This is a genomic window from Actinobacillus ureae ATCC 25976 (genome assembly GCF_000188255.1).
GTDB classification, from domain to species: Bacteria; Pseudomonadota; Gammaproteobacteria; order Enterobacterales; family Pasteurellaceae; genus Actinobacillus; species Actinobacillus ureae.
Map to the genome: position 1 here is coordinate 1186347 of NZ_GL831080.1, position 9235 is coordinate 1195581.

Sequence of the window (9235 nt, forward strand, 5' to 3'; positions counted from 1 at the left end):
CTCTACCAAGCTCTACCAACCAGTCGGGTAATGGAAATCCGAACCGACCGAAGCGTATAAATCAAACTCTTTTGCCCAACGTGCGATCAATTGGCGTTGATCCGGTGTTTGTCCGCAACCGGCAACCTCAATGCCATCACCGCCGGCTAATTTAAAGTCAGCGATTAAGCGGCGAATCCAGCGTCCGGTTAATTTATAACGCAACGGATGAGCAATACAACTCACACCGCCGGCTTGATGGGTGACTTCAATCGCTTCTTCTAAACTGCACCACATTGGCTTAACGTAAGCCGGCTTACCGCCACCGAGATATTTTTTAAAAGCGTGTTCGATATTTCGCACATAACCGTTCTCGTGTAAAAAACGCCCATAATGCGCACGAGTCACTTCACCATTTGCTAACGCCTTTGCTCCTTCATACGCATTTGGAATACCGGCTTTCGCAAGTTTTTCACCGATTTCGACCGCTCTTTGCTCACGTAATAACGCCTGCTTATCTAACACTGCAACCAATGCAGGATGCGTATCATCGACATTTAATGCGGCAAGATGGATACTTTTACCTTCCCAAACGATAGAAATTTCTACGCCAGCAATCAAGCTAATCGGCTGCCCCTGTGCCGCTTGCTTCGCTTCTTGAATCCCTTCCACGGTATCGTGATCGGTTAAAGCAAGCATTTCGATTTGTTGCTCTAACGCACGCTGAACCAGTTCGGCTGGGCTAAGCATACCGTCCGATGCGGTACTGTGTGAATGTAAATCATATTTCATGCGTTAAACTAATCCTGCTTGAATAAAAAATTGTCGATATGCTTCGATTTTCTTGGATAAACTCAATGGATAAGCCCGAGAAGTAGAAGGCAAACGGTAAAGAAAAAGTTCCCTATCAGCACAGTATGGATAGGGAATCCATTCATTCATTTTCGGTGCTTTTATTTTTTCATTTAATAAACCGAGTAAGGTATCTGTTGCCAAACCGCCGGTGGTAAAAATCCATTTTACATGGGGTAAGGTTGTTAATAATTGCGGCATATCTACCGGATCAACGATTTTTAAATCCTTATCCGAAGCGTTACCCTTTAAGCGAATTGCCGTTTGTGCAGATGAACACAACGCAATGCCTTTTTCTCGTAAAAATGCTTCGATTTTTATGGGATCAAAACGTTTCTCATCACCAACACGGAAATAGTCGGTATCATCATAGAAAACCGCTCCCATAATGCGCCACATATCATTTTGAAAATTTGGGTAATGAAATTCCATACAGCGTTTTTCGCCTGTTGGCGGAAAAGTCCCCATCATCACCACGATAGCTGATTCCGGTAAAACCGGTTGAAACGGGTGATGTTCTAAAGGTTGTTGCATAGTCATTCTCTCCAACTTATTTAATCAGTGCTTTGAGCATTGCTAATTTTGCCGCTTTGTCCACACCTTGTTCCGCCACTTGATTTAAGGCTGAAACCAGCTGTTCATCACTCTGTGCATTAGCGGTATGTTTAACCATTTGAAATTCAGCAATTTGAGCAGCGTAAGCCGTCAAATCTTCCAATAATTTTACCTTTTCCGGATTATCGTGATGAATTTGGAATAAGTTATCAATCGACTCGGCAAATTGAGCCGATTTGGCATCTATTTGCTGATGACAATATTTCTGCCATTTGATTTGCTCGGCTCGACTTAATGTTTCGGGATAATGTCTGGCACGATAGTGAAATAACAATGCCTCTACTCGCTCATCAGCAAACTGTAAGCCGTGATGCTCCAATTCTTGCGGCTGTAACGTTCGCAAGATCGCCATATTATTTTTATCCGCCGGTGAGAAAAAGCCGTCATATAGCGTGGTTTCTACATTTGCCGAAGCTTCAAAGCTCCGTTCTTCCATAAAGATTTCGGTCACTTTCTCTCGTACTAAACTTTTATTTGCTTTCAGTAATTTGAGATTTTCTAAACAACGCTCACGATCAATACCTAAACGAGCCGCATTTTCAGGTAACAACACCTTTGCCGGTGCAATAATTGGACAACGGTTAATATGCACACCTTTTAACGGCACAGGTGCAACATTTTCCGGCAACTCTTCTTTTTTAGTGTATAAATGGGTACGTAATTCCTCTGCCGAGTCCGTCAATAATGCGCTAACATAGCCTGATAAATCGCAACATAATACTTGATTTTGGTTAGTTGGGTGCCATGCAATCGGTGCAATCCAAGCAGTATTGCCTCGTGCGTTGCCAAACATACCGGAAACGTGTACCAACGGGGTCATTTCACCGGTATCAATCATTTTCTTAATTTCTTTCTTACCACGATTTTCAAAGAAAAATTGGAAAAGTTTCGGCTGTTTTTGCTTAATCAATTTCGCCATCGCAATCGTGGCGTAAACGTCCGCCATTGCATCGTGCGCATTTTCATGAGCAATGCCGTTCGCTTTAGTGAGATTCTCTAATTTGAAATTCGGCACACCGTTTTCGTCTGTTACCCATTCAATACCATCCGGACGTAGTGCATAACAAGCTCGAACAAGATCTAACAGATCCCAACGAGAATTACCGTTTTTCCAGCTATATTCATACGGGTCAACGAAATTTCGGAAAAAGGTATAACGGGTCATTTCATCATCATAACGAATATTGTTATAGCCTAAAATACAAGTGTTCGGTTGGCTGAATTCAGCGTGGGTTCGTGCGGCAAATTCCGGTTCCGACACACCTTCAGCGTTACACTGTTGCGGAGTAATGCCCGTCACCATCACCGCCTCAGGCGAAGGTAAATAATCCGGTGTTTGCTTACAATAAAACATCACCGGATCACCGATGATATTAAAATCACTATCGGTACGAATACCGGCAAACTGTGCCGGACGATCTAACGCCGGACTCACACCAAAACTTTCGTAATCATAAAAGAAAAAAGTAAGATTTTTATTCATTGATCGCTTCAATTTAGGAAAAATTAGTCATATTGTAACATAGTTAAGCGGTTAAATTTGCAGGAAATACAAATAAGGGAATTATGGATAGAAAAAAACCCGACACCAAGAAAGCGATGCCGAGGGAGGTCTTACCTAAGGAAATGAAAAAAACTTACATGAATTCTGTTCAGTTAGCGTTAAGTATGACTGGACGGATTTCAGAAAGTTCACAAAAATATTAAAAAATTTAAATTTTTTTGCATTTATTTATTTTTTTCTTATATATCAATAAGTTAGATAAATTCACTGTGTGAGAAATTTATACTGAACTGCATAATATGGCAGATTCTTTGAATTTTTTCTTACATTGCCTTATTTTTGAGCATCAGTAATTTGTAATCTGATTAAAAGCACGAAGAATTTTTAGCAAATTCTTGTTCTAGCAACGAAAATGCAGAAAAAAATCGACAATTCCCTTTATTTCCTTACTTATTCTTGTAAAATACCGAACGATTATTTTTCTATAAAACTCGCAATAAAGATTGAGGTATTCAATGTCTAAATTTCCAACAGTTTCGGAGATCCTATCAGGCAAAGTTGCGGTAGGCGAAGAAGTTGCAGTACGTGGTTGGGTACGTACCCGCCGTGACTCAAAAGCAGGTTTATCATTTTTAGCCGTTTATGACGGTTCTTGTTTTGATCCGATCCAAGCGATCATTAATAAAGATTTAGTAAATTATAACGATGAAGTGTTACGTTTAACCGCAGGTTGTTCGGTTATCGTAACCGGTAAAGTGGTTGAATCTCCGGCAGAAGGTCAAGCGGTTGAATTACACGCAACACAGGTAGAAGTGGTAGGTTGGGTTGAAGATCCTGATACTTATCCGATGGCGGCAAAACGTCACTCTATCGAATATTTACGTGAAGTGGCGCACTTACGTCCTCGTACTAACTTAATCGGTGCAGTCGCACGTGTTCGTCACTGCTTAGCACAAGCAATTCACCGTTTCTTTAATGAGCAAGGTTTCTACTGGGTAGCAACTCCGCTTATTACTGCATCGGATACCGAAGGCGCGGGCGAAATGTTCCGTGTTTCAACATTAGATTTAGAAAACTTACTACGCACAGACGAAGGCAAAGTTGATTTCAGCCAAGATTTCTTCGGTAAAGAGTCTTTCTTAACCGTATCAGGTCAGTTAAACGGTGAAACTTACGCTTGTGCATTAAGCAAAGTTTATACGTTCGGCCCGACATTCCGCGCGGAAAACTCAAATACCACTCGCCACTTAGCAGAGTTCTGGATGGTTGAACCTGAATTTGCATTCGCAACCTTAGCGGACAATGCAAAATTAGCGAAAGATATGCTGAAATATGTATTTAAAGCGGTACTTGAAGAGCGTAAAGACGATATGCAATTCTTCGCAAAACACATTGATAAGGATGTTATTACTCGCTTAGAAAACTTTATTGCTTCGTCGTTCGCACAAGTTGATTACACCGACGCGATTGAAATTTTATTAAAATCAGGTAAAGAATTTGAGTTCCCAGTTTCTTGGGGTATCGATCTTTCTTCTGAACACGAGCGTTTCTTAGCGGAAGAATATTTCAAATCGCCGGTAGTTGTGAAAAACTATCCGAAAGACATTAAAGCATTCTATATGCGCTTAAATGATGACGGTAAAACCGTGGCGGCAATGGACGTATTAGCACCGGGAATCGGTGAGATTATCGGTGGTTCACAACGTGAAGAACGTTTAGACGTATTAGACGCTCGCATGGTTGAAATGGGCTTAAATCCTGAAGATTACTGGTGGTATCGTGATTTACGTAAATACGGTACAGTTCCACATTCTGGCTTCGGCTTAGGTTTTGAACGTTTAATCGTTTATGTAACTGGTTTACAAAATATCCGTGAAGTAATTCCATTCCCACGTGCACCACGTAATGCGAATTTCTAATCGAGACTAACAAAAAAGGGCGAATAATCTTATTCGCCCTTTTGCATATAAGCGGTCAAAATTTGCAAAAAATCAGCAAAACTTAACCGCTTGTTGAACTACCCTATCCCATCAATGTTTTATTTGGCTCTCTCGCAATTTCTCTAGCTAATTTCGGTACTAAATAACCCGAACTAATTCGTTGCAATTCTTTATAAATTTCTGCTGCTTGTTGATCCTCAATAAAGAAATGACTCGCCCCTTCCACTCTATCCAACAAATGTAAATAATACGGCAGTACACCGCTATCAAATAATTTATCACTTAATACTTTCAATGTTTGCGCATTATCATTAATCCCCTTCAATAAAACGGATTGATTGAGTAACACAACATTTGCTTGGCGCAATTGATTCAGTCTATCGACTAAGACTTCATCCACTTCGTTAGGGTGATTAATATGGGTTACTATCACGACTTTTAAACGAGATTTTGATAATCGGTTACATAATTGCTCGGTAATGCGGCTCGGAATCACCACCGGCAAACGGGTATGAATACGCAATGTTTTGATATGCGGAATCTGTTCCAAAGCGGAAATCAGCCAGTTTAATTCACTGTCTTTTGCCATGAGCGGATCGCCGCCGGAGAAAATCACTTCTTCTAATTCTGTATGTGCCGCAATATAGTCTAATCCTTGCTGCCAAACCGCTTTACCGCTTTTTACTTCATCATAAGGGAAATGACGGCGAAAACAATAACGACAATTGATCGCACAACTGTTCTTAATCATAAACAGCAAACGATTATGGTATTTATGCAAAATATTGGGGGCAGGGCTATGCTGTTCTTCCAAGGGATCTTTCACAAAGCCTTGCATCTGTAAAAACTCTTCCGCCGCCGACATTGCTTGTAAAAAAAGCGGATCATTTTTATCGCCTTTTCGCATTTTTCCGACAAACGGGCGAGGCACACGCAACGCGAATAACTTACGTGCCGTTATCGCCGTTTCAAACTCTTTCGGATTAAGCTCCAGATGTTCTAATAAAGCGATAGGATCATTGAATGCTTGTGCTAAATCAATAAGCCATTGGGGTTTGGAAGATTCAATTTGGACTAGTTGCATAATTCATAGAGGCGTGCTACGTACGCCCTAAATATTGATAGAAAAACAAAAAGGGCGTAATACTACGCCCCTCCGCAAAATAAGAAATTATTGTACTAAATTACACGCAAGTGGTGAACCGTTTGGATTAACCATTACAACAGGTGCAGATGGACTACCTTGTGCTGCAATTAAATACTGCACGCCAGAAATACAATAACGACGGTACCCATCAGTTTTCTCTACTAAGAACGGATCAATTTGACCACCAATGCTCTTAAACGTTGCCACTGTAGCCGGTACACTATTTGCAATATTTTTTGCATTTTCGACCTCTTGCGGTCGCGCTGCCGTTGCTGCTTGCTGTGTTTGAGCCTGAGCCGCTGTCGGTGCAAGCATTTCACTTAATACATAACCTGCTGCCGCACCTGTTGCAAAGCTCGCTAAACGGTTTCCACCATTTGCTTGAGGCTGTTGATTCGGGATCGCACGATTTTGCGTATTATCAAATGTCGCATCTTTTTGCGCATTTGAATGAATAGATTGTGTTTTTTGTGCCGCAATCGGTTTACCTGTTACCGAACGAGATAAACTACCACGCTTTGCTTCCGCAACCGTTGCAATCGATAAAGCAATGATTGCAGAAAGAGTAATAACTTTTTTCATTGAGTTTCCCTTATATCATAAGATTTTTAAACTATAGCGTAAAAACTTTTAGAGATCTTTCGCTAATTACTATATTATATGGGTCTTTTTGACAAATCCAATAGTGGGTTTTCAAATTTTGTTAATTTATTGTTAAATAATTGAGGAAACAATGGCTAGTTACAGCACTAATGACTTCAAACTGGGTTTAAAATTCATCCAAGATGGCGAACCTTGTGTAATCGTTGAAAACGAATTCGTTAAACCGGGTAAAGGTCAAGCATTTACCCGTACTAAAATCCGTAAATTAATCTCTGGCAAAGTATTAGAGATCAACTTCAAATCAGGTACTTCTGTTGAAGCAGCGGATGTTGTAGATTACAACTACACTTACTCATACAAAGACGAAGATTTCTGGTACTTTATGCACCCTGAAACATTCGAACAAATCTCTGTAGACCAAAAAGCATTAGGCGACAACGACAAATGGTTAGTTGACCAAGCTGAATGTATCATCACGTTATGGAACGGTTCTGCGATTTCTGTAACTCCACCAAACTTCGTTGAATTAGAAGTTGTTGAAACAGATCCAGGCTTAAAAGGTGATACAGCAGGTACTGGTGGTAAACCGGCGACATTAAGCACAGGTGCAGTTGTTCGTGTACCATTATTCGTACAAATCGGCGAAGTAATCCGTGTTGATACTCGTTCAAGCGAATACGTTTCACGTGTAAAATAATCTCTGATAAGAGTACAAGCGGTCGAATTTCTTGCAAATTTTGCAAACAATTCGACCGCTTTTTTATTTCTCACCGTTTGCTGCTTTATGAAGCTCACAATACAGTGTAGAATACCCTGTTATTTTTATTTAAAGGCAACAGAGAACAATTATGACAGAAGAAATTTTAGAAAATGCGCCGGAAACCCGTGCGAATTTTATTACCCATATTATTGATGAAGATTTAAAAAGCGGTAAACACAATAACGTTTACACTCGTTTCCCACCTGAGCCGAACGGCTACTTACATATCGGTCACGCAAAATCTATCTGCTTAAACTTCGGTATTGCCCAAGAATATAAAGGCTTATGTAACCTTCGTTTTGATGATACGAATCCGGTAAAAGAAGATGTTGAATACGTTGATTCAATCAAACAAGACGTAAAATGGTTAGGTTTTAAATGGGAAGGCGAACCGCGTTATGCATCTGACTATTTTGATCAACTTTACGGCTATGCAATTGAGTTAATCAACAAAGGTTTAGCTTATGTTGATGAACTTTCGCCGGATGAAATGCGTGAATATCGTGGTACGTTAACTGAGCCGGGCAAAAACAGCCCATACCGTGACCGTAGCGTGGAAGAAAACTTAGCGTTATTTGAAAAAATGAAAAACGGTGAGTTTGAAGAAGGCAAAGCGTGTTTACGTGCCAAAATTGATATGGCATCACCGTTTATCGTAATGCGTGACCCTGTAATCTACCGTGTCAAATTTGCTCACCATCACCAAACTGGTGATAAATGGTGCATCTATCCGATGTACGATTTTACACACTGTATTTCGGATGCGATTGAGCGCATTACTCACTCGTTATGTACGCTTGAATTCCAAGATAACCGCCGTTTATACGATTGGGTACTTGAAAATATTTCTATCGAGCGTCCATTACCGCACCAATATGAATTTTCTCGTTTGAACTTAGAAGGTACACTCACTTCTAAACGTAAATTATTGAAATTAGTGACAGACGGCACGGTGGACGGCTGGAATGATCCGCGTATGCCTACTATTTCAGGTTTACGTCGTCGTGGTTATACTCCGGCTTCATTACGTGAATTCTGCCGCCGTATAGGTGTAACAAAACAAGATAACGTTGTGGAATATTCAGCGCTTGAAACGTGTATCCGTGAAGATTTAAACGAAAACGCACCACGCGCAATGGCAGTAATCAACCCTGTTCGTGTTGTGATTGAAAACTTTGGCGATAAAGAAATCTTAAAAGCACCGAATCACCCGAATCGTCCGGAATTGGGCGAGCGTGATTTACCGTTTACTCGTGAACTTTATATCGATGAAGCGGACTTCCGTGAAGAAGCAAACAAGCAATACAAACGTTTAGTATTAGGCAAAGAAGTGCGCTTACGTAATGCTTATGTAATTAAAGCTGAGCGTGTAGAAAAAGACGAAAACGGTAAAATCACTACCATTTTCTGTACTTACGATCCGGAAACTTTAGGTAAAAATCCTGCTGATGGTCGCAAAGTGAAAGGGGTAATTCACTGGGTATCAGCGGAAGATAACAAACCGGCTGAATTCCGTATTTACAACCGTTTATTCACGGTAGCAAACCCAGGCGCGGAAGATGATATTAATGCGGTATTAAACCCGGAATCATTGGTAATCAAACACGGCTTCGTTGAGCCGATCCTCGTTAATGCAAAAGCGGAACAAGGCTACCAATTCGAACGTGAAGGCTATTACTGTTTAGACAGTAAAGACGGTTCGGCTGAAAACTTAGTATTTAACTTAACTGTAAGTTTAAAAGAAGGTTTTACAGCTTAATTTTAATGATAAGCGGTCAAATATGATCTGACCCCAAAAAGTTAGATTGTTTAATTTAAGGACTGAGTTCTGTATT

Annotated in this window: 8 protein-coding genes; 3 read left to right on the forward strand and 5 right to left on the reverse strand. The window is 40.5% G+C overall.

Going from position 1 to position 9235, the window contains the following annotated elements; genetic code table 11:
* Positions 1 to 12: 12 nt before the first annotated feature.
* Genes HMPREF0027_RS05570 through sbcB form a run of 3 tightly spaced genes read right to left on the reverse strand, consistent with a single transcriptional unit; the run spans position 13 to position 2929 of the window.
* Positions 13 to 771, reverse strand: a complete 759-nt coding sequence (locus tag HMPREF0027_RS05570) for a PHP domain-containing protein (RefSeq protein WP_005622894.1) — start codon at positions 769 to 771, stop codon at positions 13 to 15.
* Positions 772 to 774: 3 nt separating this feature from the next.
* Positions 775 to 1365, reverse strand: a complete 591-nt coding sequence (locus HMPREF0027_RS05575; protein ID WP_044024304.1) for a DNA glycosylase — start codon at positions 1363 to 1365, stop codon at positions 775 to 777.
* 16 nt (positions 1366 to 1381) lie between these two features.
* Positions 1382 to 2929 carry an exodeoxyribonuclease I gene (gene sbcB, locus HMPREF0027_RS05580; RefSeq protein WP_005622904.1) on the reverse strand — a complete coding sequence of 516 codons (1548 nt, stop codon included), beginning with the start codon at positions 2927 to 2929 and terminating at the stop codon, positions 1382 to 1384.
* Positions 2930 to 3465: 536 nt separating this feature from the next.
* On the opposite strand from sbcB, the gene asnS reads away from it, so the two are divergent.
* Entirely contained in the window at positions 3466 to 4869 is a 1404-nt protein-coding gene (gene asnS, locus HMPREF0027_RS05585; RefSeq protein ID WP_005622906.1) for an asparagine--tRNA ligase, read from the forward strand.
* Between the two features lie 103 nt (positions 4870 to 4972).
* On the opposite strand, the gene epmB is transcribed toward asnS, so the two are convergent.
* Entirely contained in the window at positions 4973 to 5974 is a 1002-nt protein-coding gene (gene epmB, locus HMPREF0027_RS05590) for an EF-P beta-lysylation protein EpmB (protein ID WP_005622907.1), read from the reverse strand.
* 87 nt (positions 5975 to 6061) lie between these two features.
* A complete protein-coding gene (locus HMPREF0027_RS05595; RefSeq protein ID WP_005622908.1) occupies positions 6062 to 6619 on the reverse strand; it encodes a hypothetical protein in 558 nt (185 codons plus the stop codon).
* A 151-nt stretch (positions 6620 to 6770) separates the two neighbouring features.
* On the opposite strand from HMPREF0027_RS05595, the gene efp reads away from it, so the two are divergent.
* Complete coding sequence (gene efp / locus HMPREF0027_RS05600) at positions 6771 to 7337, forward strand: elongation factor P (protein WP_005622909.1); 567 nt, start codon at positions 6771 to 6773, stop codon at positions 7335 to 7337.
* Between the two features lie 151 nt (positions 7338 to 7488).
* Complete coding sequence (gene glnS, locus HMPREF0027_RS05605) at positions 7489 to 9159, forward strand: glutamine--tRNA ligase (RefSeq protein ID WP_005622910.1); 1671 nt, start codon at positions 7489 to 7491, stop codon at positions 9157 to 9159.
* Positions 9160 to 9235: the final 76 nt, after the last annotated feature.